This is a genomic window from Nonomuraea sp. NPDC059194 (genome assembly GCF_042754765.1).
Classification (GTDB): domain Bacteria; phylum Actinomycetota; class Actinomycetes; order Streptosporangiales; family Streptosporangiaceae; genus Nonomuraea.
The window spans coordinates 1-23,081 of the sequence record NZ_JBHZBH010000007.1; the positions used below are offsets into that span (position 1 = coordinate 1).

At 68.6% G+C, this 23,081-nt stretch carries 31 protein-coding genes and 1 tRNA gene; 12 read left to right on the forward strand and 20 right to left on the reverse strand.

The window, feature by feature from the left end; all coding sequences use genetic code 11:
- The first annotated feature begins 570 nt into the window (after window positions 1-570).
- A complete protein-coding gene (locus ACFXJ8_RS11705; RefSeq protein WP_379643811.1) occupies window positions 571-768 on the forward strand; it encodes a tyrosine-type recombinase/integrase in 198 nt (65 codons plus the stop codon).
- 46 nt (window positions 769-814) lie between these two features.
- Here the strand turns inward: ACFXJ8_RS11705 and ACFXJ8_RS11710 are convergent.
- Together ACFXJ8_RS11710 and ACFXJ8_RS11715 are read right to left on the reverse strand one after the other, a co-directional pair.
- Window positions 815-903, reverse strand: a tRNA-Ser gene (locus tag ACFXJ8_RS11710).
- A 162-nt stretch (window positions 904-1,065) separates the two neighbouring features.
- Window positions 1,066-1,629, reverse strand: coding sequence for a YceI family protein (locus ACFXJ8_RS11715; protein ID WP_379643812.1), 564 nt, complete (start codon window positions 1,627-1,629; stop codon window positions 1,066-1,068).
- A 104-nt stretch (window positions 1,630-1,733) separates the two neighbouring features.
- On the opposite strand from ACFXJ8_RS11715, the gene ACFXJ8_RS11720 reads away from it, so the two are divergent.
- Complete coding sequence (locus ACFXJ8_RS11720) at window positions 1,734-2,222, forward strand: MarR family winged helix-turn-helix transcriptional regulator (RefSeq protein ID WP_379643813.1); 489 nt, start codon at window positions 1,734-1,736, stop codon at window positions 2,220-2,222.
- On the opposite strand, the gene ACFXJ8_RS11725 is transcribed toward ACFXJ8_RS11720, so the two are convergent.
- Complete coding sequence (locus tag ACFXJ8_RS11725; RefSeq protein ID WP_379643814.1) at window positions 2,179-2,685, reverse strand: SigE family RNA polymerase sigma factor; 507 nt, start codon at window positions 2,683-2,685, stop codon at window positions 2,179-2,181. The genes ACFXJ8_RS11720 and ACFXJ8_RS11725 overlap by 44 nt on opposite strands.
- 179 nt (window positions 2,686-2,864) lie before the next feature.
- Between ACFXJ8_RS11725 and ACFXJ8_RS11730 the strand changes: the two genes are divergently transcribed.
- Window positions 2,865-3,806: a hypothetical protein gene (locus ACFXJ8_RS11730; protein ID WP_379643815.1), complete on the forward strand. Its 942-nt coding sequence runs from the start codon at window positions 2,865-2,867 to the stop codon at window positions 3,804-3,806.
- A 5-nt stretch (window positions 3,807-3,811) separates the two neighbouring features.
- Window positions 3,812-4,600 (forward strand): MauE/DoxX family redox-associated membrane protein, encoded by a 789-nt coding sequence (locus tag ACFXJ8_RS11735; RefSeq protein ID WP_379643816.1) that lies wholly within the window; start codon window positions 3,812-3,814, stop codon window positions 4,598-4,600.
- A gap of 78 nt (window positions 4,601-4,678) precedes the next feature.
- Here ACFXJ8_RS11735 and ACFXJ8_RS11740 read toward each other — a convergent pair whose 3' ends face one another.
- On the reverse strand, window positions 4,679-5,860 hold the full coding sequence (locus ACFXJ8_RS11740; RefSeq protein ID WP_379643817.1) for an AAA family ATPase: 1,182 nt from the start codon (window positions 5,858-5,860) through the stop codon (window positions 4,679-4,681).
- Between the two features lie 602 nt (window positions 5,861-6,462).
- On the opposite strand from ACFXJ8_RS11740, the gene ACFXJ8_RS11745 reads away from it, so the two are divergent.
- Window positions 6,463-6,924 carry a MaoC family dehydratase gene (locus tag ACFXJ8_RS11745; RefSeq protein WP_379643818.1) on the forward strand — a complete coding sequence of 154 codons (462 nt, stop codon included), beginning with the start codon at window positions 6,463-6,465 and terminating at the stop codon, window positions 6,922-6,924.
- A 26-nt stretch (window positions 6,925-6,950) separates the two neighbouring features.
- Here ACFXJ8_RS11745 and ACFXJ8_RS11750 read toward each other — a convergent pair whose 3' ends face one another.
- From ACFXJ8_RS11750 to ACFXJ8_RS11765, 4 genes are all read right to left on the reverse strand, one after another.
- A complete protein-coding gene (locus ACFXJ8_RS11750) occupies window positions 6,951-7,574 on the reverse strand; it encodes a response regulator (RefSeq protein WP_379643819.1) in 624 nt (207 codons plus the stop codon).
- Window positions 7,571-8,707, reverse strand: a complete 1,137-nt coding sequence (locus ACFXJ8_RS11755; RefSeq protein WP_379643820.1) for a sensor histidine kinase — start codon at window positions 8,705-8,707, stop codon at window positions 7,571-7,573. The genes ACFXJ8_RS11750 and ACFXJ8_RS11755 overlap by 4 nt, the downstream gene beginning before the upstream one ends.
- Before the next feature lie 350 nt (window positions 8,708-9,057).
- Window positions 9,058-9,300: a GntR family transcriptional regulator gene (locus ACFXJ8_RS11760; RefSeq protein WP_379643821.1), complete on the reverse strand. Its 243-nt coding sequence runs from the start codon at window positions 9,298-9,300 to the stop codon at window positions 9,058-9,060.
- Window positions 9,301-9,430: 130 nt separating this feature from the next.
- On the reverse strand, window positions 9,431-9,673 hold the full coding sequence (locus ACFXJ8_RS11765; RefSeq protein WP_379644060.1) for a GntR family transcriptional regulator: 243 nt from the start codon (window positions 9,671-9,673) through the stop codon (window positions 9,431-9,433).
- Between the two features lie 176 nt (window positions 9,674-9,849).
- Between ACFXJ8_RS11765 and ACFXJ8_RS11770 the strand changes: the two genes are divergently transcribed.
- The 6 genes from ACFXJ8_RS11770 to ACFXJ8_RS11795 all read left to right on the forward strand — a co-directional run bounded on the left by ACFXJ8_RS11770 (window position 9,850) and on the right by ACFXJ8_RS11795 (window position 14,111).
- Window positions 9,850-10,014 carry a hypothetical protein gene (locus tag ACFXJ8_RS11770; protein WP_379643822.1) on the forward strand — a complete coding sequence of 55 codons (165 nt, stop codon included), beginning with the start codon at window positions 9,850-9,852 and terminating at the stop codon, window positions 10,012-10,014.
- Window positions 10,015-10,173: 159 nt separating this feature from the next.
- Window positions 10,174-11,271 (forward strand): hypothetical protein, encoded by a 1,098-nt coding sequence (locus tag ACFXJ8_RS11775; RefSeq protein WP_379643823.1) that lies wholly within the window; start codon window positions 10,174-10,176, stop codon window positions 11,269-11,271.
- An 80-nt stretch (window positions 11,272-11,351) separates the two neighbouring features.
- Window positions 11,352-13,064: a hypothetical protein gene (locus ACFXJ8_RS11780; protein WP_379643824.1), complete on the forward strand. Its 1,713-nt coding sequence runs from the start codon at window positions 11,352-11,354 to the stop codon at window positions 13,062-13,064.
- Window positions 13,065-13,211: 147 nt separating this feature from the next.
- Window positions 13,212-13,394: a hypothetical protein gene (locus ACFXJ8_RS11785; RefSeq protein WP_379643825.1), complete on the forward strand. Its 183-nt coding sequence runs from the start codon at window positions 13,212-13,214 to the stop codon at window positions 13,392-13,394.
- Window positions 13,395-13,417: 23 nt separating this feature from the next.
- Window positions 13,418-13,579 carry a hypothetical protein gene (locus tag ACFXJ8_RS11790; protein ID WP_379643826.1) on the forward strand — a complete coding sequence of 54 codons (162 nt, stop codon included), beginning with the start codon at window positions 13,418-13,420 and terminating at the stop codon, window positions 13,577-13,579.
- Between the two features lie 91 nt (window positions 13,580-13,670).
- Entirely contained in the window at window positions 13,671-14,111 is a 441-nt protein-coding gene (locus tag ACFXJ8_RS11795) for a hypothetical protein (RefSeq protein ID WP_379643827.1), read from the forward strand.
- Between the two features lie 92 nt (window positions 14,112-14,203).
- On the opposite strand, the gene ACFXJ8_RS11800 is transcribed toward ACFXJ8_RS11795, so the two are convergent.
- From ACFXJ8_RS11800 to ACFXJ8_RS11815, 4 genes are all read right to left on the reverse strand, one after another.
- Complete coding sequence (locus tag ACFXJ8_RS11800; RefSeq protein WP_379643828.1) at window positions 14,204-14,830, reverse strand: hypothetical protein; 627 nt, start codon at window positions 14,828-14,830, stop codon at window positions 14,204-14,206.
- 118 nt (window positions 14,831-14,948) lie between these two features.
- On the reverse strand, window positions 14,949-15,332 hold the full coding sequence (locus ACFXJ8_RS11805; RefSeq protein ID WP_379643829.1) for a hypothetical protein: 384 nt from the start codon (window positions 15,330-15,332) through the stop codon (window positions 14,949-14,951).
- A 67-nt stretch (window positions 15,333-15,399) separates the two neighbouring features.
- The gene (locus ACFXJ8_RS11810; RefSeq protein WP_379643830.1) at window positions 15,400-15,774 is read right to left on the reverse strand and encodes a hypothetical protein; all 375 of its coding nucleotides are present in this window, start codon (window positions 15,772-15,774) and stop codon (window positions 15,400-15,402) included.
- Between the two features lie 75 nt (window positions 15,775-15,849).
- Window positions 15,850-16,113 carry a hypothetical protein gene (locus tag ACFXJ8_RS11815; RefSeq protein WP_379643831.1) on the reverse strand — a complete coding sequence of 88 codons (264 nt, stop codon included), beginning with the start codon at window positions 16,111-16,113 and terminating at the stop codon, window positions 15,850-15,852.
- 104 nt (window positions 16,114-16,217) lie between these two features.
- On the opposite strand from ACFXJ8_RS11815, the gene ACFXJ8_RS11820 reads away from it, so the two are divergent.
- Window positions 16,218-16,397, forward strand: a complete 180-nt coding sequence (locus ACFXJ8_RS11820) for a hypothetical protein (protein WP_379643832.1) — start codon at window positions 16,218-16,220, stop codon at window positions 16,395-16,397.
- Window positions 16,398-16,424: 27 nt separating this feature from the next.
- Here the strand turns inward: ACFXJ8_RS11820 and ACFXJ8_RS11825 are convergent, their stop codons facing one another.
- The 8 genes from ACFXJ8_RS11825 to ACFXJ8_RS11860 form a co-directional block, all read right to left on the reverse strand.
- Window positions 16,425-17,198, reverse strand: a complete 774-nt coding sequence (locus ACFXJ8_RS11825; protein ID WP_379643833.1) for an N-acetylmuramoyl-L-alanine amidase — start codon at window positions 17,196-17,198, stop codon at window positions 16,425-16,427.
- A 14-nt stretch (window positions 17,199-17,212) separates the two neighbouring features.
- Entirely contained in the window at window positions 17,213-17,554 is a 342-nt protein-coding gene (locus tag ACFXJ8_RS11830; RefSeq protein WP_379643834.1) for a hypothetical protein, read from the reverse strand.
- Between the two features lie 39 nt (window positions 17,555-17,593).
- Window positions 17,594-18,016, reverse strand: a complete 423-nt coding sequence (locus ACFXJ8_RS11835) for a hypothetical protein (protein WP_379643835.1) — start codon at window positions 18,014-18,016, stop codon at window positions 17,594-17,596.
- An 8-nt stretch (window positions 18,017-18,024) separates the two neighbouring features.
- Complete coding sequence (locus ACFXJ8_RS11840; RefSeq protein ID WP_379643836.1) at window positions 18,025-19,872, reverse strand: hypothetical protein; 1,848 nt, start codon at window positions 19,870-19,872, stop codon at window positions 18,025-18,027.
- A 41-nt stretch (window positions 19,873-19,913) separates the two neighbouring features.
- Window positions 19,914-21,767: a hypothetical protein gene (locus tag ACFXJ8_RS11845; protein ID WP_379643837.1), complete on the reverse strand. Its 1,854-nt coding sequence runs from the start codon at window positions 21,765-21,767 to the stop codon at window positions 19,914-19,916.
- Window positions 21,768-21,842: 75 nt separating this feature from the next.
- Window positions 21,843-22,280: a hypothetical protein gene (locus tag ACFXJ8_RS11850; protein ID WP_379643838.1), complete on the reverse strand. Its 438-nt coding sequence runs from the start codon at window positions 22,278-22,280 to the stop codon at window positions 21,843-21,845.
- Window position 22,281: 1 nt separating this feature from the next.
- On the reverse strand, window positions 22,282-22,812 hold the full coding sequence (locus tag ACFXJ8_RS11855; protein ID WP_379643839.1) for a hypothetical protein: 531 nt from the start codon (window positions 22,810-22,812) through the stop codon (window positions 22,282-22,284).
- Window positions 22,809-23,081, reverse strand: coding sequence for a hypothetical protein (locus ACFXJ8_RS11860; RefSeq protein ID WP_379643840.1), 273 nt, complete (start codon window positions 23,079-23,081; stop codon window positions 22,809-22,811). Before ACFXJ8_RS11860 ends, ACFXJ8_RS11855 begins: the two co-directional genes overlap by 4 nt.

Below are 23,081 nucleotides of genomic sequence, written 5' to 3' on the forward strand. Positions count from 1 at the left end.
GTTCGGCCGCGCCAACCTCGACCTCCTCCGGACCATGATCCTCCACAACTGAGCGTCACCGATGACGACCCGACCCCATGGAGTGAGACAGAGCCAGATCATCCTGACCGTTCACATGCAGCGCCGCCCCGGGTGTGGGCCAAGCTGTACCGCGTCATGCTGGACGAACTCGGCATCGCCTCCCTTGCAAGAAGAACTGCACGATCCACAGCCATGATCGGAGCTGGGGACCGACTTGCGCCAAGCCGGGTCACAACTGCTACAAGCGGCGGTGCCTGAAGGACCGCGCCGGTCACGCGGACAAGTGCCCGCGGCGCTCGGGCGGCGGTCTCGTCTTCCGGCCTCGCAAGGGTAAGAGCAAGCCCACCCTGCAGTGCCCTCCCGCGCTCCTCGATCAGCTGAAGGCCCACAAGAAGATCCAGGCCGCCGAGTGTCTGAAGGTGGGGGAGAGGTGCACGGATCACGACCTGGTCTTCACGACTCGCCTCGGCGGCCCGATCGAGCGAACCGAGGACTGGAAGATGTGGAAAACCATCCTCAAGCAGGCAGGCATACGGGACGCCCGGGTCCATGACGCCAGACACACGGAAGGCCACCCTCCTGATCGAGCAAGGCGTCCACATCCGCGCGATGCAAGAGATCCTCGGCCACACGAGGGTGACGACCGCCGAGCGGTACACACACGTCGCCACCGCGCAGATGAAGGACGCGAGCGGCCGCATGGACTCGGCCCTCTGGGGATACCTGCAACCGAAACTGCAACCCTGACAGCAGAAAGGCCCTCGCCCGGTTTCGGGTGAGGGCCTTCGATCTGCGGAGGATCGGGGATTTGAACCCCGGATGGTGTTGCCACCAAACCGCATTAGCAGTGCGGCGCCATAGACCTGACTAGGCGAATCCTCCTGGTAGCCATCTGGCTCAGGACAGAGTACCGGCCTTCTGGCGGTGCGGCAAAGTGATTGGCCCGAGGGTCGTCACCAAGGTTATCCACTGCCTGTGGGTAACGTGCTCGCTACCTGTGGATGACAGCCCGCCCAGGTCACGGCAGGCTGTGGACAAGGCGGGTCAGGCGGCGGGGTTCGCCTCGCCCTCGACCTCGATCTTGACCTTCTTGCCGACCAGCACGCCACCGGTCTCGAGCGCGGCGTTCCAGGTCAGGCCGAACTCCTCGCGGTCGAACTCGGTGGAGATGCCGAAGCCCCACACCTGCTGACCCCACGGGTTGGTGCCGCTGCCGCCGTACTCGACGGTGAGCTTGACCTCCTTGGTGACGCCGCGGATGGTGAGGTCGCCCAGCACGGTGAACTCGTCGCCCTGGTGGCCGACGACGCGGGTGCTCTTGAAGGTGAGCTCGGGGTACGTCTCGACGTCCAGGAAGTCGCCGCTGCGCAGGTGGGCGTCGCGGTCGCCGACGTTGGTGCTGATGCTGGAGGCGTCGATCGTGAGCTCGGCCGACGACTCGAGGGGGTTCTCGGCGATCGTGATGGAGCCGCTGAACTTCTCGAAGTTGCCGCGGACCTTGCTGACCATCATGTGCTTGGCGGTGAAGCCGATGCGGGTGTGGTTCACGTCGATGGCGTAGGTGCCGGCGGCGGGGATGGAAAGACCTTCCCAGGTGCGAGTGCTCATAACGTGTGCTCCCTCAGAGGTGGTTGCTGTGCGGATGTTTGCTGCAACAGATGTCTACCTGAGGAATATTCCACTCGTCAACTATCGTCGTCTACGATGTGAACGTGATCCCCTTTGACGACCCCCGGCTGACCGCGATGGGCCTGCTGACGGAGGTTCATGCCGGCCTGGTGGCGAGGATGTCCCCCGCGCTCGTCTCAGCCGGTCTGTCCGACGTCGACTTCGGAACGTTGATCAGGCTCGCCCGCTCACCTCGGCGGAGCCTGCGGATGGGTGACCTCGCCGCGCAGACCGGGCTGTCGACCAGCGGTGTGACGCGCGTCGTCGACCGCCTCGAACGTGACGGGCTCGTCGTACGGCAGGCCTGCGCCAGCGACCGCCGTGCCTCCTATGCCGCGTTGACCGACAAGGGGGCGGAAAAGCTTCAGACGCTCCTGCCCCAGCACCTCACGGACATAGAGGACCTGTTCACGGGCCTGCTGACGGAGGAGCAGCTCGACCAGTTCCTCACCACGCTGCGCATCATCAGGGACGTCGTTCATCCTTGCGCTACCGCGGGGGCGATTGAGCCGGGACAGACAGTTCGCCCCTGAGCTTGGCCACCGCGCGCGAGACAGTGCTCTTGACCGTGCCGACGCTGATGCCGAGCGTTCTGGCGATCTCCGGTTCGGTCATGTCCTCGTAGTAGCGCAGGACGACCGCCGCGCGCATGCGGTCGGGCAACCCCTTCAGTGCCTGTTCGAGGGTTTCCTCCCATTCGCAGGGCGCCTCGAAGGCCACGGGGATGTCGGGAAGCTCGTCAGCGGGAAACTCCTCCACCTTCCGCCTGCGCCATTGCGATATGTTGATATTGATCATCGCCCGCCGTACATATCCATCCAATGCGGCATGATCCTTGATGCGGTCCCATGCCAGGTACGTGTTGGTGAGCGCGATCTGCAGCAGATCCTCGGCGTCGCAGGGATGGCCGGTCAGCTGGTGCGCGGCGCGCAGGAGAGCGGGCCCGCGAGACCTCACGTACTCGCGGAACTCCTCTTCCAGCTCGGCAATCTGCATCGTCGTCAGAATCGCAGCCGGAGCGCCTATTGCGGCTGAACCAGAATCCAGGATTCGCCCCACCAACAGCAAAGGGCAGTCAAGGTCTACCGCACATCGGTTGTCAATGAGTTCCACCGAGGATGTGTATTTTGCTCTCGTCTGCGGGGGAGGGCAGGGAGTTATGTGACGCTAGGGGAGTGAACAGCACGGAACGCCGCCGGATCCTCGCGGCGGCGGCCCTCGGCCGCGACGCAGGACACCCGGGACCCGATCCGGCAGGCGGCGATCCGCTGCGCGCGGTCACCGGCCAGATCGTCGACGTCAGCCCCCATCTGCTCATCGTGGAGACCGAGCAGGGAACGGAGGAGAGGCTGGTCATCGCCCCGTGGGCGACGGCCTGGCACGGCGGCGACGTCGCACCGGGTGACCTCCCGCTCGGCGCGAGCGTGATGATCAGGGCGATCCGCGACGGAAGGGTCGCCGAGCGCATCTGGGCCGACACCACCCGGATGACCGGCGCGATCCTGTCCGTCGAAGGTCGCCGCGACCTGCACGTGGAGCTCGACTGCGGCCCCCACAGGGGGCGCCGCAGCGTGGTGATCCCTTACCGGACCACCGGGCGCATCCGCGTCCGCCATCCCCAACTCGAACCGGGCTACCTCTTCGACGCCATCGGCATCCGTGATGACGGGGTGGGCCACGCTCTGCTGCCCGCGACGTCGCAGCCCGGCCATCCCGCGCGTGCCGTACCAACCCCTCCTCCCGTGTACGGCGGAGCGCAGCAACGCGTCAACGGAACCGCCACCTGGTCCGACGCCTTCGACTGCGACGAACGCGGCGCGGCCTATCCCATGGTGGAACGTTCTGACGCGGCGTGTCCCGATGCCGAGGTGTCGTGCGTCGGCCTGCCGTACCTGGCAATTGGTTCGTTACTGCAAATCCGTAATGTCTGCACGGAAAGGGCGGCGAACACGCCGATCGTGGCCTGCGGTTGCATGGCCGGGGGGTTCTGCGATCGGTGCGTCGAGTGCGGCACCTCGCCGAGGGGCCGCATCGTGGAGCTGTCGCCCTCGTCGTTCGTGGAACTGGGTGGGGAACTGACCAAAGGGTGCTTCAACGCCCGGGTCGGATGGGGGTGACACGCATGCTCGAATCGCAACTGCCGATCCTGATCGTGCTGCTGGTGCTGGGAACGTTCGCGAAGCTGGCGACCGTCCACACCGACAGCGAGCCCGGCGCGCTGACCAGACTCGGGCCGGCCGTGCTCGTGCCGGGCCCGCTGCGCAAGCCGGCGCTGGTGTGCTGCGCCGTGGGCGAACTCGTGCTCGCGGCGGGGCTGCTGCTCACGACCGCCCCGCTGTTCAGGTGGGGGACCGTTGTCTTCTTCGCGCTGTCGACCTATGTGCTGCTCGAACTGCGCAGGCGGCGGCCCGACGCGGGCTGCGGCTGCTTCGGCGAGGTCAGCTCGACTCCTGTGGGAGCGCGTTCGATCGCTCGAACGGTCGTGCTGACCGGGATGGCTCTCATGGCGGTCTGGGCGCCGGTGTCGGGCATGTCGGGCATGTCGGGCTTGTCGTGGTGGACATTGGCCGGAGTGGTCGCGCTGGCCGTTCTGTCGCCCGAGTTGGAGGAGGCGGTCGACAGGATCCGCTATCGGGCGCCCTGCGAGCAGCGGCCCTCCGTCGAGAGCGTCGGCCTGGCCAAACTCAAGGCGAGCGCGACCTGGCGGTCGCATGCCGACGAGCTGTCCTCCGCCGAGCCGTACGACAGCTGGCGCGAGCTGTGCTGGCGCTTCTTCGTCTTCCGCAACCACCACCAGGACGACGTGGTGTTCGCCGTCTACCTCACCGGACGCCATCCCGTCGTGCGCGTGGCGGTGGTGGGCAGGGACGACACCGACTCCATGCCGGAATATACGGCCGTATCGGCCTGACGCTAGACAGCGTTATACGAAGCGATATGTGTCTCTCTAGCCGTGCCTAGCTTCCCCTCTAGACACGGCTAGAGAGAGTCAGATGGGCTGAGCGCGCAGGAACCTCCCGAAGTGAGGCACCGTGAACGCGATCAGGCCGCGCTCAGCGGAGAAGATGAGCCCTTTCTTGATGAGACTGTCGCGGGCGGGCGACAGGCTCGACGGCTTGCGGCCGAGCGCGTCGGCCACATCGGCGGTCGCCACCGGCTCGTCGCCGATCGAGGCCATGGCGTGCATGTAGTCGCGCTCAGCGGGGGTGGCCCGCTCGTAGCGGCTGCCGAAGAAGCCGACCGCGAGCTCCTCCTCTGCCTCGGGCGCGGACACCTTGACATCGTCGAGCGTGATCGGCGTACGCGGCGCGTAGTCCCAGGCGACCTTGCCGTACGCCTGGACGAAGTAGGGGTAGCCGTCGGCGGCGTCGTAGAGCGCGTCGAGCGCCTCCTGGGTGAACTCCACGCCCTCCTCCCTGGCCGGGACGAGCAGCGCCATGTCGGCGGCGTCGCGGTCGAGCTTGTCGAGGCGCGCGTAGCGGAACAGCCGCTCGGAGTAGCTCTTGCTGGCCGACAGCACGCTCGGCAGGTGGGGCAGGCCCGCACCCACCACGATCAGCGGCCCGCCGGTCTGGGAGAGCTCGTGGCAGGCGGCGCAGAGCGCGGAGATGTCGGTGGCCTGCACGTCCTGCATCTCGTCGATGAACAGCGCGACGCCCACCCCGAGGTCGGTGGCCACGCTCGCCGCGTCGACGAACAGCTCGGTCAGGTCGATCTCCAGGTCGCCCGAGTCGGCGCGGCCCCGGCTGGCCGGCACGTCGATGCCGGGCGACCAGTGGGAGGTGCCCTTGGCTGCGGCGGGATCGCGCATCGCGAACGCCTTGAGCACGCCGAGGAACTCCTCGATGCGCTCGGGCGCGCGATGCCTCGGGGCCAGCTCGCGCACCGCCATGTGGAGAGCGGCGGCGACGGGACGGCGGATCGACTGGTCGGGCCTGGCCTCGATTTTGCCGGTGCCCCACAGCCGCTGCATCGCCATGGACTTGAACGTGTTGAGCAGAACGGTCTTGCCGACGCCGCGCAGACCGGTCACGACCATGCTGCGCTCGGGACGGCCGCGGGCCACCCGCTCCAGCACGACCTCGAACTGCTGCAGCTCGCGATCGCGACCGGCGAGCTCGGGCGGGCGCTGTCCGGCGCCGGGGGCGTAGGGATTGCGCACAGGATCCACGCTCTCGGACTTTATAGCTGGGTATAGCGGCCGTCTTAGAGTTGGGAAGAAACACCTACGGCGTGTCTGAACGAGCATGGCACCCCCTCCCACCTGGCCGAACCTCTGTTCGAGTGCTTTCCGAGAACTGTAGCGCGCCATCGAACACGTGCGCGAGATATTCGAGTAAAGATCTTCGCAACAGCCCGAACCCCCGGTTCGCGCGCCGGTGGTGGGCCGCCGCTCACGAGCCCAACGAGCACACGCTGCCCGACCATCCCGGCCACTGGTGCGGCATCGGCGCCTTCTCCGAGCCCGGCGGCTGATCCGCACGAGATCACTTCCGGTCGGAGTCGGGCGAGGATGCCGCGAAAGCGGAGGGGGCGTGGAAGTCAAGGAAGTCGGGGAGGTTGACGCAGGCGCGGATGCCACGGGAGGTGCGGAAGCCGAGGGAGGTGCAGAAGCCGACAAAGATGCAGGAGCTGACGAATTCGACAGGTGCCGAGGGAAGCGCGGACGCCAACGAAGGCGCGGAAGCCGAAGAAGGCACGGAAGCCGCGGGAGGACAATCCGGACGCGTTCCGAATGGTCAACCCGGCGGGCCGCGCAATAGGGTTCGACCCATGCGGAGCTTTGCGAACGTGCAGGAGTTGAAGGCGGCGGCCGGTGAGACGGTGGGCCCGACCGAGTGGCGGACGATCACTCAGGACCAGGTCAACCTGTTCGCCGACGCCACCGACGACCACCAGTGGATCCACGTTGACCCCGACAGGGCCAAGGAGACGCCCTTCGGCGGGACGATCGCCCACGGGTTTCTGACGCTGTCGCTGCTGCCGTCCTTCCTGACCGAGCTGATGACCGTCGGCCAGATCGAGATGGCGGTCAATTTCGGGCTCAACAAGGTCCGCTTCCCCAAGCCCGTGCCGGTCGGCTCCCGGGTGCGGGCCAGCGGTGAGCTGGTCGACATCAAGAACAGCCCCGCGGGCCAGCTGGCCACCATCAAGGTGTCGGTCGAGCTGGAGGGCGAGCGCCGCCCCGTCTGCGTCGCGGAGGCGCTGCTGCTCTACGTGCCCGTCGCCGAATAGCCGATTCATCTCGTCGCGGGCCGTTGTCAGCTCCCCTCGGAGTAGTAGATGGCGGCCTGCACGCGGCTCTTCAGGCCCAGTTTGTTGAGCACCCTGCTGACATGGGTCTTGGTCGTCGCCTCCGCCATGTCGAGCTCCTTGGCGATCTCCGCGTTGGACAGGCCCCTCGCCACACAGGCGAGCACCTCGCGCTCTCTCGGCGTGAGCAGGTCCTTCGGTGGCTCACGCCGTACCGGCTGCTCGGCGAAGGCCGAGATCAACCGGCGGGTCACGGCGGGGGAGATCAGCCCATCGCCTCTCGCCACCAGGCGCACCGCGTCGACCAGCGCGTCCGCGTCGGTGTTCTTCAGCAGGAACCCCGCCGCGCCGGCCCGCAGCGCGCCGAAGACGTACTCGTCCACATCGAACGTCGTCAGGATCAGCACGTCGGCCACCCCCGCCAGCTCCTTGGTGGCGGTGATGCCGTCCTTCTTCGGCATCCGGACGTCCATCAGCACCACATCGGGCCGCTTCTCGCGCGCCATCGCGACGGCCTCCTCACCGTCGCCCGCCTCGCCCACCACCTCGACGTCGTCGGCGCCGCCGAGGATCAGCACGATCCCCGCCCTGACCGCCGCGTGGTCGTCGGCGACCAGCACCCTGATCGTCACCGCTCCTCCTCCGTCGGCAGCGTCGCCCGCACCCGCCAGTGTTTCTCTCCGTACGGCCCGGCCTCGAAGCTGCCGCCCACCAGCGTCGTCCGCTCCCGCATCCCGATCAGCCCTGCGCCCGACCCCGGCAGCGCCGGCCCGCCGTCGTTCAGCGGATTGTCGACCACGACGCTGACGTGGCCGGGCGCATAGACGATCGTGACCTCCGCCCGGCCGTCGCCGTGTTTCATCGCGTTCGTCAGCGCCTCCTGCACGATCCGATAGCCGGCCAGATCCACCGACACCGGCAGCTCCCTTGAGACACCCTCGACCGTCATGACCGTCTCCACCCCCGCCCGTCGCGCCCGCTCCGCCAGGTCACCGGCGTCGCGCAGCCGCGGCCTGGTCGTCGCGTCGGTGTCTTCGCCCTCCTGCCGCAGCAGCCCGATCATCGTGCGCATCTCGGCCATGCCCTGAACGCTGTTCTCCCTGATCGAAGCCATGATCTGGTGTACGGCTGCCGCGTCGAGGTCCTTGCGCGACAGCACAGCCGTGGACTGGATCGCGATCGCGCTGAAATGGTTGGCGATCATGTCGTGCAGCTCCCTGGCCATCCTGGTGCGCTCGGCGACGATCGCGGCGTTGCGGTCGAGCTCGGCCAGGTGCGCCACCTGCTCGGCCCTGGCCCGCTCCGCCACCGCCTGGTCGCGATGCTGCCGCAGGACCATCGCGGTCGTCACCGGCACGACCAGCACCAGGCCCGCCTGGACGCCCATGACCGAGATTTTCCACAGGTCCTTCTCGATGAAGCTGAAGATCGTGCCAATGATCACCGCAGTAGCGGCGGTGACATAGAGCAGCCACTTGCTCAGCCGCGCGGGGCCGTACAGGGCGGCGGCGTAAAGGTTGTCGGTGAAGATCAGCGTGGTGGGCAGCGAAGGGCCGGCGACGACGACGTCCATGCTCAGCCCCACCACGCCCAGCGTCAACGCGGCCAGCGGCGCGCTCCGCCGTACGGCTACGCCCACGCAGGTGAGCGCCAACGGGACGACCGGCAGCCAGGCGGGGCCGCCGCGGTGGTAGAAAGAGCCGGCGGCCAGCAGGACGAGACCTACGGCGAAGGCAGCCAGGGCGGCCAGGAGGTCTCGTCTCATCCCCCAATCTCACCACTGGTCGCGGCGGTGTTGATGACACCGAAGGGCGTTCTGTGGATACACCGAAGGTTGTACACAGGGTCGTCGGCGGGGATGAGGCGGCGAATTGGTTCGAGGCACGGCTTCGGGTCCGCTATGCTTGCTTACGCAGCGAGCGGCCGTAGCTCAATGGATAGAGCATCTGACTACGGATTATCTCCCCTTAAGCAGCGTACGTCACCCCGTTTGACCAGGTCCGGGGAAAGCAGCGTACAACCCGAATCAGACGCTTAAACTCTGATCAAGGAATCCCCAGGTCAGACACTAAAACCCCCATCCGACCAGGTCGGGTAGGGGTTTCGGCGCGTCCGCTACCCCTCGTCGGGCGGCTCGGGACCCACGAACGAACCCAGGTTCGGCCTCGTATAAACGTGCCCATTTTCGCGCAGAGAAGCGACCGCTTTTCTCGCCGTATTACGTGCGACGCCGAATTCCTGAATGAGCGCGTTTTCGGAAATGAGACGACCGCTTTTATATTCGCCGGACTCAATCCTTCGGCGTATGACGGTGGCGATCTGCTGCCATCGGGGCAGGTCGTCTCGGAACTCAATCACGGCGTGAGCGTAGGTGATCATGGTGTCGGGTCCGTGAGCGGCAGTACGCACGCTCGTGCATGCGTACGCATAGAGAGGGGTATAGCGGTGAAGTCGCGGTCGGTGCGGCGCCACCCGCGCCGCCCGCGGCCTACTCCTCAGGCTTCGGCGCCTGGACGAACGTCCCCAGGCCGCGCACCGAGTAGGCCACGCCCTCCTCACGCAACCGCACGAGGACCTTCCGTGCCGTGCCGCGGGCGACGTCGAACTCGGCGACCAGCTGGTGCTCGGACGGAAGCGGCGTGTCCGCGAGGTAGGTTCCGTCGGCGATCCGCTCCTTGAGGATCTCTGCGATCTGCACCCATCTCGGCGCGTTCTGCCGCCATTCGATCATCACAGTCGAACAGTAGGCATCCCTGTTGACCTGCGGATACCCAGGGCTCACCAAGGTTCCCCATAGTGAAGTGTGGTGAAGGCGCGTAGCATCGGATTGCTTGTCCTAAAAGGACGGGCCCGGCAGGCGCGGCAGGCGCCTTACCGAGCCCTTGATCGCACGTGGAGGTGCGACCCGTGACCGAGCCTACGACCCCCGCAGACGCGGAGGAAGCGCCCGCCGAGACTCCCCCGTACATCGGCCTGCTCGACCTCATGCTGTGGATGATTCCCGGCCGATCCGTCGGGATCAGCCTGCCTCCCACGCACAGGTACGTCGGCACCTGGACGGATCGCCAGTAGGACGGCGCCGGTACTGCCCTGCAGCGTGACCTGCAGGGCACGGGGTGGCTGGCCAGGGAGGGATTGGACCAGCCACCCCACCCCCAAAACGAAGACGACCCCCGGCCGGCGACTGCAACGCCGAACGGGGGTCTTGATCAGGAATAGAGGTCCTGACCCGTGAAGAACGATAAGCGCCAGACCGGCGATGCACCAGCGCCGAAGAAGAGGAAGCTGACGGCCGCCGAGAAGCTCGCCGCCGCCGCCCAAGCCGCCGCCGACGTCCGCGCCTACGACACCAACCCCGACGTCATCGCCTACCGCATCGAACGCATGCGCGCCCGCGTCGACAGGCTCATCTGGGCAGGCCTCATCCTGGGCCTGCTCTTCACGATGGTGAACGTCCAGGCGTTCGCCGCCCGCGGCGCCGAACACGGCAGCACCGAATGGTGGGCGGCCTGGGCACTCGACCCCACCGTCTCCCTCGTCCTCCTCGGCGTCCTCCTGGGCGAGCAGGTCATCGCCCGCTACCAGATCGCCGCCGGCGGCTGGGTGCGCCTCACGAAGTGGACCGCGCTCGCCTTCACCTACACCATGAACACCTGGGAGTCCTGGGTGGCCGGGAGCCCCGCCGACATCCTGTTGCACTCCGTGCCGCCTCTCCTCGTCTTCTGTGCCGCTGAGGCCGTCACCGAGCTTCGCCACCGCATCACCGAGGCCGTCCACAAGGCGTACGAGGCGGCCAAGGCGCGGGCGGCCGCCCTCGCCGCGGTGACCCCCGCCGCGACTCCTACCGTGACCGCGAGCGTGGTCACGGAGGAGGGCGCGGCCGCTGTCACCGACTTCGAGGACTGGGCAGCCCGTCGCGCTCTCAAACCGCTCCCCGCAGTGATCCGCCGGGCGACCCCGTCCGTGACCACGCAGCCGGTCACCCCCACGGTCGCCACACCGCCGCCCGCTGCCACACCGGCCGCCATTGTCCTCGCGACCCCCGCTGTGACCCCCGTCGTGACCGCCGCAGAGGTCACCGAGCCGGTCACCGAGCAGGTCACGGATCCTGGCCCTGAGCTGGAAGATCCCGCCTCCAAGACCGCGATCATGCGCGCGCACTGGGAGCAGGAGATCGCCGCCAAGCGGTACCCCTCCGTCAGCGAGCTGAAGGAGGTGTCTGGTGCTCACCACAGCCTCGCCTCACGCCGCCGTCGGGAGTGGGTGGAAGAGCTGCCGTGGCAGCAGCGGAGGAAGGCCAAGACGAGCCGGGAGAAGGTGACCGCTTGAGCGCCCCCACAGACGAGCTCGTAAGGCCCCAGACGCCTCCCGAGTTCTGGCACAAGCCCCGCCGAGGTACGCGGATACGGATGGCTGTGCACCGGGTACGGCAGGGCCAGTACGGCCGCCGCACGGTCCGCTTCGCCTACCGGACCAGCACCGTGCCGTTCGCCGGCACCAGCCTGCTCGCCCGGACCGCCTGGCGGTGGGTCCGCGCCGACGACTACGCAGGCACCGACGACCTCAAATTCCTCGAGGCGGTGCGGACCAGGCGGCGCCGTACGGCGTGGCTGGTCGGCAGCGGCTACGTCCTCTCCTCCAGCATGGGCGCCTACATGGTGGGCGGCTCGGCCGCGCTGCTCGCCGCGGGCGCGGTCGTGACGGTCGGTACGGCCGCCGAGGCGACGAAGCGGTTCAAGAACCGGCCCAGGGGCTTCGTCTTCCCCGGGCAGAAGAAGGGGACGCCCGGCGAGGACCTCGTCACCCGAGCGGCGATCGCCGCTAAGCTCGGCCGCGCCGAAGGGATGCGCCTCGCCACGCCGGTGCTCACCGAGGACGGTGGCTGGTCCACCATCCTGCAGCTGCCGCCCGGCCAGCGGGCGCGCGGCGCGCTCGGCAAGGAAGCCGACTTCGCCAGCGCGCTGGGTGTCGGTGAGAGCCAGGTCGTGTTCAAGCTCGTCGACGAGCACGCCGGGCAGCTGCACATCTACGTCGCCAAGTCCGACCCGTTCCTCAAGGTGTATCAGTCGCCCCTGCTGGGCCGCACCGAGCCGCTCGACTTCTGGCAAGGCATCCCGGCCGGTGTGAACGCCCGCGGCCAGGAGGAGCGGCTCAAGCTCGTCGACGCCTCCCTCCTCGTCGCCGGCGAGCCGCGCGCCGGGAAGTCCGCCGCGGTGAACGGCATCATCGGCGCGGCCGCCCTGGCCATCACACCGAAGATCCACCTGTGGGACGGGAAGGGCGCCGGGGATCACCGGCCGTGGCGGCGGATCGCTCACACGGCCGAGAAGCGCAACGCTCCCGGGCTGCTGGAGCACCTGAAGCGGCAGCAGGAACAGATGGAGAAGGTGTTCGATCTGCTGGATGAGGCGGGCGGCTCCACAAAGCTCACCCCGGCGCTGTGTCGCCAGTTCGGGGTCGACGTCGAGCTCACGGTCGTGGATGAGACCCGCTACTACGTCGCCTCGCCACAGGGGCCGGAGATCGTGGCGGCGATGGTGGACATCGCGAGCCGAGGCCCGGCCGCCGGGATCCTGCTGGTGCTCGCCACCCAACGCATGACGAAGGAGGGCATCCCGCCGGAGCTGAAGGGCGTCTGCTCGCTGCGGTGGGCGATGCGCTGCCCGGACGTCATCGCGAGCAACGCGGTGCTCGGCCCGGGCGCAGCCGGCGCGGGCTACGACGCCTCGGAGATCCCGCGCTCGCACCGCGGCGTCGGGATCCTGGACGCTGACGGCTCGGACCCTTCCAAGCTGAAGAGCTACTTCCTCGACGACGCGGGCTCGGACCTTCCCGACGTGGCTGCGGTCGCCTACGAGCTGCGCCGCGCCGCCGGGACGCTACCCGAGCGGGAGCAGGCGGTCGCCGTCGACCCGGTGGAGATGATCCTGGCCGCGATGGGGGAGGCGGATCGGATACACACCGCCGATCTCTTGGAGGCGCTTGGCTCCGGGTGGACGGCGGCCCGGGTCGCCGAGGTGCTGCGCCCCCACGGGATCACGCCCGGCGACGTAAAGATCGGCGGCGTCAACCGCAACGGCTACCGCCGATCCGACCTCGAAGCGCTCTTCACACCCGCATGAGCCGGGTCTACCGAGGCTCTACCGCGTCGGGAGGGTCTACCTCACCTCTACCGGCGCTGACCTGCGCGGTAGGGGCGGTAGACCCTACCGGGCGCATCCCCCTATCCCCGCGTACGGCCCTGCCTGACGGGCCAGGAAGGAAACGTCATGGAGCTCGCCGTCATTCTGCTCATCGCTCTCGCCGTCTACCTCGCGTGGGATCGGCAGCGGCATCCGATGAAGCGCTGCCGGGCCTGCCGCACGTCGCCCGGCAAGAAGATCTCCAAATGGAACGGCCAGGCGTACGGCGTGTGCCGTCGTTGCGCCGGCGCTGGCGAAGTCCGCAGATAGATCAACACACGAAGGAGCACACAATGAAGCGCAAGGACCCCCAGACCAAGGGCACGATCGACGACAAGCAGTGGGCCGACCTGCAGCGCCGCGCCCAGAACAGCCCCGAGTCGCCGTTCTCGCGGCGCGCGGTCGCACGGAGGAAGGCAACCGAGCTCCAGAGGGAGAAGCGCAAGTGGAGCTGACAGCGAAGAGCGCAACATTAATGTTCTGTCGCACCCTTCTGTCACGCTGGTTACGTCAGGCCGTTTCACCACAATGAAGTGGAGTGATCCCATGACATGGGAATCGCGCGATCTCCCTGTCCTCCAGGCAATCGTTGACCTGGCTGACGAAAACGGCGGTCGAGTCGACTGGACGGAAGTCGTCGAACGGACCGGCTTCGAGCGCGCCGACGTTCAGAAGGCCCTCATCGCGCTCGAAGGCGAGCAGCCACCCTTCTTCGACACCACCAACAGTGCGGGCAGCTTGTCGGGCCCGAAGATCGAGCTGGTTCACAGCGTGACGGGGCATGCCCGGCGGACCGTCGGCACGTGGCCGACCGCCGAAGGCCTCGCCAAGCAGATCATCGCTGGGTTGGAGGAAGCAGCCGCGGCTGAGCCTGACGAAGAGAAGCGCAGTCGGATCAAGCAGACGGCCGCCTGGCTCGGAAACACCGGTTGGAGTGTCCTCCTCGGCGTCGCCGGCAACGCCGTCTCGAAGGGCGTCGGTCTCTAGCAGCAACGCGCGAACATGACGAAGCAGCCCCGCCCACCCGAAGGTGGACGGGGCTGCTTCATGCCGTACTCCAGGCCGGTGCCGCACCCTGCCTACGCGCGCACCCACGGCCCGCAATCCCGGCTCGTGAACCCCTCGCCAGCGCGGACGGTGACCGTGATCCCTCGGGGTGCATTGGTGACGAGCTGGTTGTCGATGATCCGGCCATTGCCGGCGGACCTTTCCCAGTAGCAGTCGGTCACGGGCCGCCGCCACGTCCGGTACGTGCCCGGCCGGAGGTCCTTCCCGACTGTATGTTCGCCGTCGCCGAACCCCGTCGCCCCGGCCTGCCACACCTTCCGGTGCTTGGGGCACAGCTGCGTCAGCGCGGCACGCTGCGTGGCCTCATCCGTCTCCAGGTTGTCGATCACCCCCTGCACCGCCTCCCACGGCGAGTCGGCCGCCAGCTCGCAGATCTCCCGCCCATCCTCCAGATACGCCTCTTCGGCGATGGTCTCGCCGTCGTCCAGGGTGTCGGCGAACGCCTTGGTGATCGCGGCCAGGAACGCGGTCTCCGCGCGTGACCGAGCAGGCGACGACGGCGTGGGCGTCTCAGACGTTTCGTTGGCGGTCGCCGAGTCGCTGGCGGCCGACGACGGCTGCGCCGCTTGCGGGGTGCCGGCAGGGGCGCATCCGGCGGCGAGCACGATGGCGGCGACGGCTAAGAAGAGACGCATCATGTGACTCCTGAGGCTCGGGGGAACCTCAGGATGACGCACAAGGGCGCTCCCAGGTGTACGGGCATAACAAAACGGGCCCCCGCCCCCTCCGCGATGGAGGAGACGGGGGCCGGTTCGGCTAGAGGCCGGTGAGGTCCCGGCCAGTGTGATTGCCCGGGTGGTACGGCGGCGCAGAGGCCGCGGGGGACACGTTCATCCGGAGCACCAGCGCGAGCACCACGTTGAGCGCCGTCACGGTCGCGCCGATCTGCGCCTCGGACAGCTCAAGCCCGAACCCGGCGACCGCGGTCAGCGTGGTGCCGACGGCGCCGGTGAGCGCGGAGACGACGAACGGCCGCGTCAGGATGGCGACGATGGCGGCGAGCACCGCGGTGGACATGGTGGAGATGGTCGCGACCTGGAGCTGGGTGAGCGGGAGCCCGTAGGCGACCAGGAGGGCGACGAGGGTGTTGATGGTGTAGACCCAGACCGCGGGCTCGCGGCCGAAGATGCGGACCTGCATGTCTCTCCTCGGGAGGGGTGACGAGGCCCCGGCCGGGCGGCGCGGGGCGAGGGGGTTGGAGCCGGGGTTAGGAGCTGGGCGTCGGCGACGGGCTCGCGGTCGGCTTCACGCACGCGTAGGCCGGGACGCCGGCCGCGTCGGCGCCGCGCGAGCAGAGCACCGTGGTGCCGTCGTACGAGAACTGGACCTTGGCGGGCATCTGGAACGGCTTGGGGACGCCGTCGATCGACGGCACGAGGACCTTGCGCTCGCCCGTCTTGCACCGGCCGTACCGGGACTTCGACAGGTTCCTGGCTTCCAGGACGCGTACCGCGCCGCTCTTGGCGATGCAGAGGCCGTACACCTTGGCGGGCTCCTTGGCGGCGACGGAGGCCGCGGCGACGGCTCCGCCTCCCGCCAGGAGGAGGCCGGTGGCGGCGATGGCGGACAGCTTCTTAAGCACGAGGATCTCCTTGCTCGGGGCATGAAAAGAGCGCCTCACGGGGGTGTGAGGCGCTCGGGTGGAGCTGGTGTGGGCTTATGCGGCCGGGGGTGTCTTTGGGGGTCGGCCTGGGTGCATGCGGGCGCGTCGTTCGGCCACTTCGGCGTCGGCCTCGGCGAGGAGCTTGAGGGCCTCGGCGTCTCCGTGTTCGGCGATGGTGGCGCGGATGTAGGCGTTGAGGTGTTCGGCTCGGTTGGTGTCGAGCTGCTTGCAGACGCGGTCGTAGGCCTTCCAGTGGCCTTCGGCGACGCGGACTTGGCGGGGCTTGGTGGTGTCGGAGGTCTCGTTCGTGCTGCTCATGGCTCCTTCTTCTGTAGCTACAGAAAAAGTTTCCCAGAAGTATTGCGTAGCTACAAGCCCTGTGGTTAATCTGTAGCTACACAACGGAGAGCAGGGAGAACGTAATGAACGCCACCGCCACCGAGATCCCCACCGAGATCCTCCGCCCCGGCCGCGCCATCCAGAGGCTCAACGTCTGGACCCCGGAGGGCGAGTTCAGCCACCAGGTCCGCTTCCCCGGAACGGTCGAGGAGGCCTACGAGTACGTGGCCTGGCTCACCAACCGCACCCGCGACGACGACTAGCAGCACCGGCCCGGGGCGACCCGGGCCCTAGCTGTGCCGCCAGGCGGCCGCCCACGTCTTCGGGCCGACCACGCCGTCGTCAGCGACGCCCAGGGCGCGCTGCAGGACACGCGTCGTCGCGGCCGAGGTGGGCCCGTAGATGCCGTCGGCGACGAGGGTGTACTTCAGCTGCTTGCAGCGCCGCTGCCACGTGGCCACGTCCTGGCCGCGCGGCATCGCCTGCCCGTACCGGTACTGCAGGTAGCGTCCCGGCCAGCGCGGCGCGGAAGGCTGGCGCGGGATCGGCGTCGTATCGTCCCGGCCAGCGAGCGGCATCCCTTGCTGCAGCCACCGGTAGAGGACGGGGCCGGGGCAGGTGGTGGAGTAGCCGTCGCGGTGGCCGCGCACCTCCCGGCCGGCGCCGCGCTGCTGCAGGTAGGCGACCGCGTCGCGCAGGCCTCGCAGCATGGCCTGGGTGGGCTGGATGAGGCCGCGGTCGCCGAGCAGCGCGCAGATCGCGTAGTGGCCGGTGTTGAGGCCGGGCCCGTTGGCGGCCGACATGATGCGCGCACCCCGGCCCTCGAACACGCGCCCATGAGGGCAGACGAGCAGGTTGTAGGCGACGTCCGTCCACTTGTTGCTGTCCTGGTGGTAGGCCTGGATGCCCTGCACCGTGTCGAGGCAGCGAGAGCATGACTTGGCCAGGTCCGGGTGGACATAGGAGCCGACGTAGTGCAGCTTCACGCCGCGCGCCGAGGACAGCGAGGAGAGCTGGCCGCGCGGGGAACGAGCTCGCCATTCGGCTCGGGTGACGAGGTCCATGGTCAACCTCCTCCTCAGGTGTTCAACAAGGTGACGACGATCGTGATGGCCAGGCCGACCGCCGCGATTACCACCGAGATCCATACGGCCCGACGACCGGACGCGGCGTTCACCTCCGCGCGGCCTGCCCGGTCGTTCTCCAGCGCCCGAAGCCGCGTGTCTTGGGCGGCCACTACATCGGATAGCTCTTGGGTTTCGCGTTCCTGCCGGGCGGCCAGCTCGTCGACGCGCCGGTCGGCATGGTCCGCGCGCTGGACGAGCAGGGCGAGCTGGCCTTTGATCTCGGCGATCCCGACAGCGGTGATCTCGGAGAGTTTGGCGAGGGCCAGGGTTACTGACTCCTGCTGCTCGGTCACGGCGCTCCGTTCGTTGTACGGCTCGCGCCGTGCGGATGGTTAGAAGGGGCTGACGATCGGCGGCGAGGAACTCTTCAGCTCCACGATCAAGTCGGCCAGCGTGTCCACCGTGTTGATCACGTCCAGGCGGAGCTGGTTGTAGGCCGCGGCCAGCGCGCCGCTGTCCAACGAGACGGGCGCCTGCACGCTCGACGGGGCGCCCACGAAGCCCGCCTGAGGCGGATCGGGGATCGGCAGCAGGGGGACGTCCCCCAGAGTGGAGCGCGCCCACAGGCGGCCACCCTGCGCGTAGATGTGGACGTCTCCAGAAGGCGGTGCGGGCGGGGTGGAGCGGTTACGCATCACCCACCCGGCCGACGCCTCGATCAGCGGCTGCCGTCGCCCCGCGGAGGCCTGCGCCGTGGTCAGGTCGCGCTGCATCTGCCGCATGACGCGCTGCTGGTCATCGGGATATCCGTCCACCGGGCCTCCTACTCGACCGCCTGGTCATCGATATACAGCTCGGCCTCATCACGGCCGTTCTCCCGGCCGGTCGGGGTGACGCGTATGCCGAGGATGCGCCGTTTCTCGTTGAGGCCGGCGCCGCCGTTGATCCGCTTGTAGACCTCGTTAGTCATGACGATCTGGGCTGGGTCGCCGAGGTTGTTCGGGTGGATGCTCGGCTGCTCGCCGAGCAGCACCGTGATGGAGAAGACCGGCGGCGCACCCCCCGAGGTGGCGGCCAGCTGCTCGGCGATCGCGTTGAGCTGGTCCAGGTCCTTCACGCCGGGCCGGTCCACGATGCGGTCGATCCGCGACCACACGCCCGTCGCGAGGTGCGGCGAGTCGTAGGCGTTGGACATGAGCGGCGTGGAGACGGTGGAGGCGTCGGTGTCGATGGTGTCGCCGCGGGCCCGCCACCGTGTGCCTCGCGTCAGCGGGGTCCACTCGATGCCCCAGTCGAGGATCTCGCCGCCGCCAGGGGATTCGCTGTAGGTGTGGGTGGCGTCCGGGTCGCCGAGCGGGACACCCCAGTTCCAGTGGAACTCCAGGCCGCCAGCACCGAACTCGCTGTTGATCATCCATTCGTAGCCGTCGACGCCCTCGGTGGTGGAGGCGACGTGCTGGCCGTACATGCCCGCGAAAGGCCCGAAGGTGCGGTCGATCAGCGAGCCCGCTGCGCCCGTCTGGAGGATCAGGCCGAGGTCTGCGTGCGGCTGCAGCTGCATGTGGTCGATCAGCTGCCGGGCAATCTCGACCCGGTCCACGCCGACGAACGGGGTGAGGGTGTCCTCCAGCTGCACGTACTGCAGGAACGCCTCCAGCGTGACGCCGGACAGGTGCAGGACCGGGGTCTGCCGCCGGGACTTGGAGATCTTCGCGCCGATGATCCAGTAGCGGCCCCAGTGGATGCCCGCCCGCCAGATGTCGACCACGGTCACGCCGGGCCCGCGCAGCAGGTCCGACTGGTAGCGGGGCACGATCTTGGCGGCCAGGTCGCCGTCATCCTCGTTGGCGATCGGGAACGACGCGGTGAAGTTGCCGGAGTTGATCTGCCCTCGGCGGCTGATCCGCTTCTCGAAGCTGACCTGCCCCACGGCGAGATCCCCGAGCTCGCCGCCGAACAGGCGGGAGAACCGGTACAGGTAGAGGGCGTCGCCCTGGCCGGGCGCGTCCGGCGGGATCGGCGGCACCTCAGGCTCGATGTCCGCGCTCGCGATGCTGATCGTGATGCCGTGCGCGGCGATGCCCGGGTTCGGGCTGGCCGGGAACGTCTTGCTGCCCGACCCGGTGCTGCTGCTGATCTGCCGGGAGGCGACGCCGGCCACGATTTGCGCGGGCACGTTGCCCTGGTCGCGCAGCTGGTAGCCGGTCGGTGCCTGCAGAGTGATGGTCGAGCCTGAAGCGAAGGAGGCGACGTAGCGGATCTCCACGTGCGACGACGCGGCGGGGGTGACGTTCGGGGTGGGGATGCTGGTGACCATCTGGTCTTCGCCTGGCACCAGGACGGCCATGCGGGCTGAGATGGAGAGGCTGGCGTTGGAGACGGCCACCAGCGTGACCGAACCATGGCCTGCTGGGTCCTGCCCGAAGTCGGTGGTCGCGGGCTCCGATCCGCTGCTGGTGCGGCGGAAGATGCGCGTGGACAGGAACAGGCCATCCTCAAGGCCGGTGGGGACTGGGCTCCACCCTGCCGGGGCGGGCTGCCCGGCCAGCGAGTGTGTGGACGACTGGATGGCCCAGAGGACGTCTCCTGCCGTGACCTGGGGTGGTCGGGCGGCGGCGATGATGGCGTCGGAGCCGGTGGTGACCTTCGCGGATCGGACGTTGGCCTGCACGACTCACCCCCTCGCGTTCGGCTGACGAGCGTGGACAGGGGTCAGTTCCAGGCGTCCCGGTAGAGCACCTCGACCTGCGAGCCGCCCGAGACGGCGGTGTAGCGGACGTCCTGGGCCCCTCGCGCGAGGGTCCAGTCGGGGATGCTGACCGAGCTCGGGGTGATCGGCACGTCCGTGGTAGGCGAGCCGGGCGGGCCCACCTTGGCGGTGCCCAGGTCGGTGTTGACGACCAGCTCCTGCCCGGACGCCACCGTGGCGTTGATCTCCAGGACGCGGTCGGCTGTCTGGTTGTGCAGACGCGGCGTGGTCACCGGGCCCGGGAAGCGGAGCACCGGGTGCGTGCTCGCGTTGCCCGCGTTGGAGATCTCCACCGTGGTGCTGATCGGCACGGTGACGCCGGTGGCGTTGATGTTGTAGCGGCGCGGGTCGGCCAGGATCCACTGCAGCACGATGTTGCCGTGTCCGAGCCGGATCAGCTTGTCGAGCGGGATGTGGACGCGGTCGATCCGCCCGTAGGCGAGGTACGGGGTGCCGAGGTCGTTGACGACGATCGGCCACTGCTCGGCCGTGTCCAGCAGCGGGGTGGCGTTCTCCAGGGCGAGCACGGCCGCCTCGATATCCGCACGCGCCGCCTTCAGCAGCGCCGTCCAGGTGAGGGTGCGTTCCCGGCCAAGCGGCCTGCCCGGCGCGGACCCGTGCCTGTTGGCGCGGGGTGCGTTGCCGGAGTCGGGTGTGTCCTTGCCGCGCCAGCCCTCCAGCAGCCGCCACCGGTACGGCGTGCCGCGGCCGAGGACGGTGCCGAAGAACTCGATCTGGCCGGGCAAGCCGTCGAGCTGGTCGCCGGGCAGCACCGGCACGTTCGCCGTCACCCCGTCGACGGTGATGCCGACCGGGATGTGCGGGAGGGTGACGTCGACGTTGAACTGGGCGTCCACGTCCGGCGTGAACACCGAGAAGCCCACCGCGGTTGGCGCGGCCAGCTGGACGTCGGATCCGGCCGACACGCTGGGCGCGGGCACGGTGAAGGGGACGGGGACGGTGTCGGGGGTGACGATCTCGGCGTTCTCCGTCGTCACCAGCGGCGGCGGCATGGTGAAGGCGACCGGGATGACGCCCGGGTGGGCGCCCGCGCCGGTCGACACGCTTGGGGTCGGGGTGGTGATCCCGACGGGGATGACACCGGGGTGCGCACCCGCGCCAGCCGAGCCGCTCGGTGTGGGGACGGTGGTGGGGACTGCGATGACGGTGAGGCCAGCGGACGCGTCGAGGGAGGCGGGCAGGATCTCCAGCGCCACCCAGCGCCAGTTCGCGGCTGCCGCCCCGCCAGCGTCCAGGTTGAACGTGACCGGGCTGCCGGATGCGCCCGAGTTGGCGGCCTTGGCCAGCGCCATAGCCCAGGCCCCGATATCGACGATCTGGATCGTAGCCTCGTCATCGGTGCTGGACGGAGCGCTGTTCCCGCCAGTGTCAATCGCTGCGGCGAAACCACGGCTGGCGGCGGCCGAGCTGGTGTAGCCGGTGATGGTGGCGTTGTTGTCGGTGCTGGTGCCGGTGCCGCTCTGGCCGATCGGCGAACTTGGGTGCTGGCCGGTGACGACGTACATTTTGACGCCGCCAGCCACGAAGATGCCGTCGGTGCTCGCGGTGACCGTGATGTTGGTTTGGGCGGTGGGGTTGGGTGCGGTCCAGATCGTCACGCCCTTGTCGTCGGCGTGTTCGACCCTCTTTGCCCACGTCCGTGCGATGCCGCTGTTGGTGACGGTGAGGGTGCCGTTCAGGTCGGAGCAAAGCACCGCCACCAGCAGGCTGTTGGCGGGCGGGGAGAATTGCGGGCTACTGATCGGGCCGGAACCGTACGAGCCCATCGGCGGATTGACCGGTATGTCGATCGCCATGCCCGCCCCCTCTCATCTCAGGTGGTGGGCATGAAAAAGCCGCCCTAAGGCGGCGCCGGCACGAGTCGGCCAGGTCTACGGTGTGAAGTCCGCGGTGAACAGGCCGTTGGCGTGAGGTGTGATCGCCAACGTGCCGTCGTTCGTCGAGTAGTTGAGGCCGAGGTCCATGCCGATCATCAGCGGGTCGGCGATCGGCGCCGTGACCGTCTCGGCGAACATGTCGACGTGCCTGACGTTCGTCAGCGTTGAGGACGGCCAGGAGACCGCGTCGGAGTCGTAGGTGACCACGGCGGCCAGCTTGGCCAGCGTGGTGCCGGTGACGACCTTGCCCTTCGCCGTGTAGCCGGTGCCCACAATCTCATTCGTCGCGCTGTAGGCGGTGTTGGCGTTGTAGTCGGGCACCCTGGACGCGTTGTACAGCGCCCACTGGTGGGTTTCGTCCTCGAAGTCGAGCGTGGTCAGGGACAGCGCCCAGACGTCGAGGAACGTGGACGCGTACAGGCCAGAAGCCATGTCAGTTACCTCCGGTCTTGCCAGTACGGACGCGGGCGCGCATCGCCGCAGGGGACGGTACATCCACGCTCGCGCCGCCGTCCTCCACGACCACGTCCGCTACCGGGGTCGGCAGCGCGCCGAGGGCCTCCCGCAGGGGCGCGGCCACCTCCTCGAGCTCGACCAGCTCGGCCTGCCAGCCGTCGAGCCGCTCGGCCAGCTCGGCGCGCAGCTCGGCGTCCTCCTGGCCGTGCTCGTTGAGGATCTGCCCGGCCAGCCGCTGCTGCAGCTGAGGGATGTTCGCCTTCAGCTTGGCGATGCGGGCCTCGCGGCGCAGCCACTGCCGGGTGCCGTTCAGCCGTACCGCCGCGTCGTTCTTCGCCTCGACCGCCGCCCGGTAGGCGACGGCATCCCCGCTGACGGCCGCCTCCTTGGCGGCGGCCTTGGCGTCCTGGTGGGCCTGCCAGATCGGCTCGCACGCTTCCACCAGTTCCAGCCGCGCCCGCAGCTCGGCCGCGCTCTCCTGCACGGCAGGCTGTCCGAGCCCGTTCACCGCTTCACCGCCATGATTTCTCCCGTTCTCGCGTGAATGAGCAGGTGGGGCAGGAAGATCTCCACGTCCTGGGCTTCGCCCTCTCGCCCGATCCGGCGGCGCCGGGTCAGGTTGCCGAGCTGGTCGGTGACCTCCTGCACCCACCGGCCGCGCTCGTCGCGGAACTCGCGCACCAGGTCTCTGGTGGCGCGGGTGCGGCCCCCGCGCATGTGCTGCAGGGACCGCAGGCGGGCCATGTCGGCCGCGCCGTACGCATCGAGTCCGGCCAT

Excerpts from the sequence above, each read along its gene's own strand:
- ACFXJ8_RS11725 (WP_379643814.1), bottom strand. The coding sequence starts at position 2,685 with ATGCAGATTGCCGAGCTGGAAGAGGAGTTCCGCGAGTACGTGAGGTCT.
- ACFXJ8_RS11795 (WP_379643827.1), top strand. The coding sequence starts at position 13,671 with ATGACATGGGAATCGCGCGATCTCCCTGTCCTCCAGGCAATCGTTGAC.
- ACFXJ8_RS11715 (WP_379643812.1), bottom strand. The coding sequence starts at position 1,629 with ATGAGCACTCGCACCTGGGAAGGTCTTTCCATCCCCGCCGCCGGCACC.
- ACFXJ8_RS11705 (WP_379643811.1), top strand. The coding sequence starts at position 571 with ATGACGCCAGACACACGGAAGGCCACCCTCCTGATCGAGCAAGGCGTC.
- ACFXJ8_RS11825 (WP_379643833.1), bottom strand. The coding sequence starts at position 17,198 with ATGGACCTCGTCACCCGAGCCGAATGGCGAGCTCGTTCCCCGCGCGGC.
- ACFXJ8_RS11800 (WP_379643828.1), bottom strand. The coding sequence starts at position 14,830 with ATGATGCGTCTCTTCTTAGCCGTCGCCGCCATCGTGCTCGCCGCCGGA.
- ACFXJ8_RS11815 (WP_379643831.1), bottom strand. The coding sequence starts at position 16,113 with ATGAGCAGCACGAACGAGACCTCCGACACCACCAAGCCCCGCCAAGTC.
- ACFXJ8_RS11860 (WP_379643840.1), bottom strand. The coding sequence starts at position 23,081 with ATGGCCGGACTCGATGCGTACGGCGCGGCCGACATGGCCCGCCTGCGG.
- ACFXJ8_RS11805 (WP_379643829.1), bottom strand. The coding sequence starts at position 15,332 with ATGCAGGTCCGCATCTTCGGCCGCGAGCCCGCGGTCTGGGTCTACACC.
- ACFXJ8_RS11735 (WP_379643816.1), top strand. The coding sequence starts at position 3,812 with ATGCTCGAATCGCAACTGCCGATCCTGATCGTGCTGCTGGTGCTGGGA.
- ACFXJ8_RS11790 (WP_379643826.1), top strand. The coding sequence starts at position 13,418 with ATGAAGCGCAAGGACCCCCAGACCAAGGGCACGATCGACGACAAGCAG.
- ACFXJ8_RS11850 (WP_379643838.1), bottom strand. The coding sequence starts at position 22,280 with ATGGCTTCTGGCCTGTACGCGTCCACGTTCCTCGACGTCTGGGCGCTG.
- ACFXJ8_RS11785 (WP_379643825.1), top strand. The coding sequence starts at position 13,212 with ATGGAGCTCGCCGTCATTCTGCTCATCGCTCTCGCCGTCTACCTCGCG.
- ACFXJ8_RS11745 (WP_379643818.1), top strand. The coding sequence starts at position 6,463 with ATGCGGAGCTTTGCGAACGTGCAGGAGTTGAAGGCGGCGGCCGGTGAG.
- ACFXJ8_RS11845 (WP_379643837.1), bottom strand. The coding sequence starts at position 21,767 with ATGGCGATCGACATACCGGTCAATCCGCCGATGGGCTCGTACGGTTCC.
- ACFXJ8_RS11755 (WP_379643820.1), bottom strand. The coding sequence starts at position 8,707 with ATGAGACGAGACCTCCTGGCCGCCCTGGCTGCCTTCGCCGTAGGTCTC.
- ACFXJ8_RS11765 (WP_379644060.1), bottom strand. The coding sequence starts at position 9,673 with ATGATCGAATGGCGGCAGAACGCGCCGAGATGGGTGCAGATCGCAGAG.
- ACFXJ8_RS11820 (WP_379643832.1), top strand. The coding sequence starts at position 16,218 with ATGAACGCCACCGCCACCGAGATCCCCACCGAGATCCTCCGCCCCGGC.
- ACFXJ8_RS11780 (WP_379643824.1), top strand. The coding sequence starts at position 11,352 with ATGGCTGTGCACCGGGTACGGCAGGGCCAGTACGGCCGCCGCACGGTC.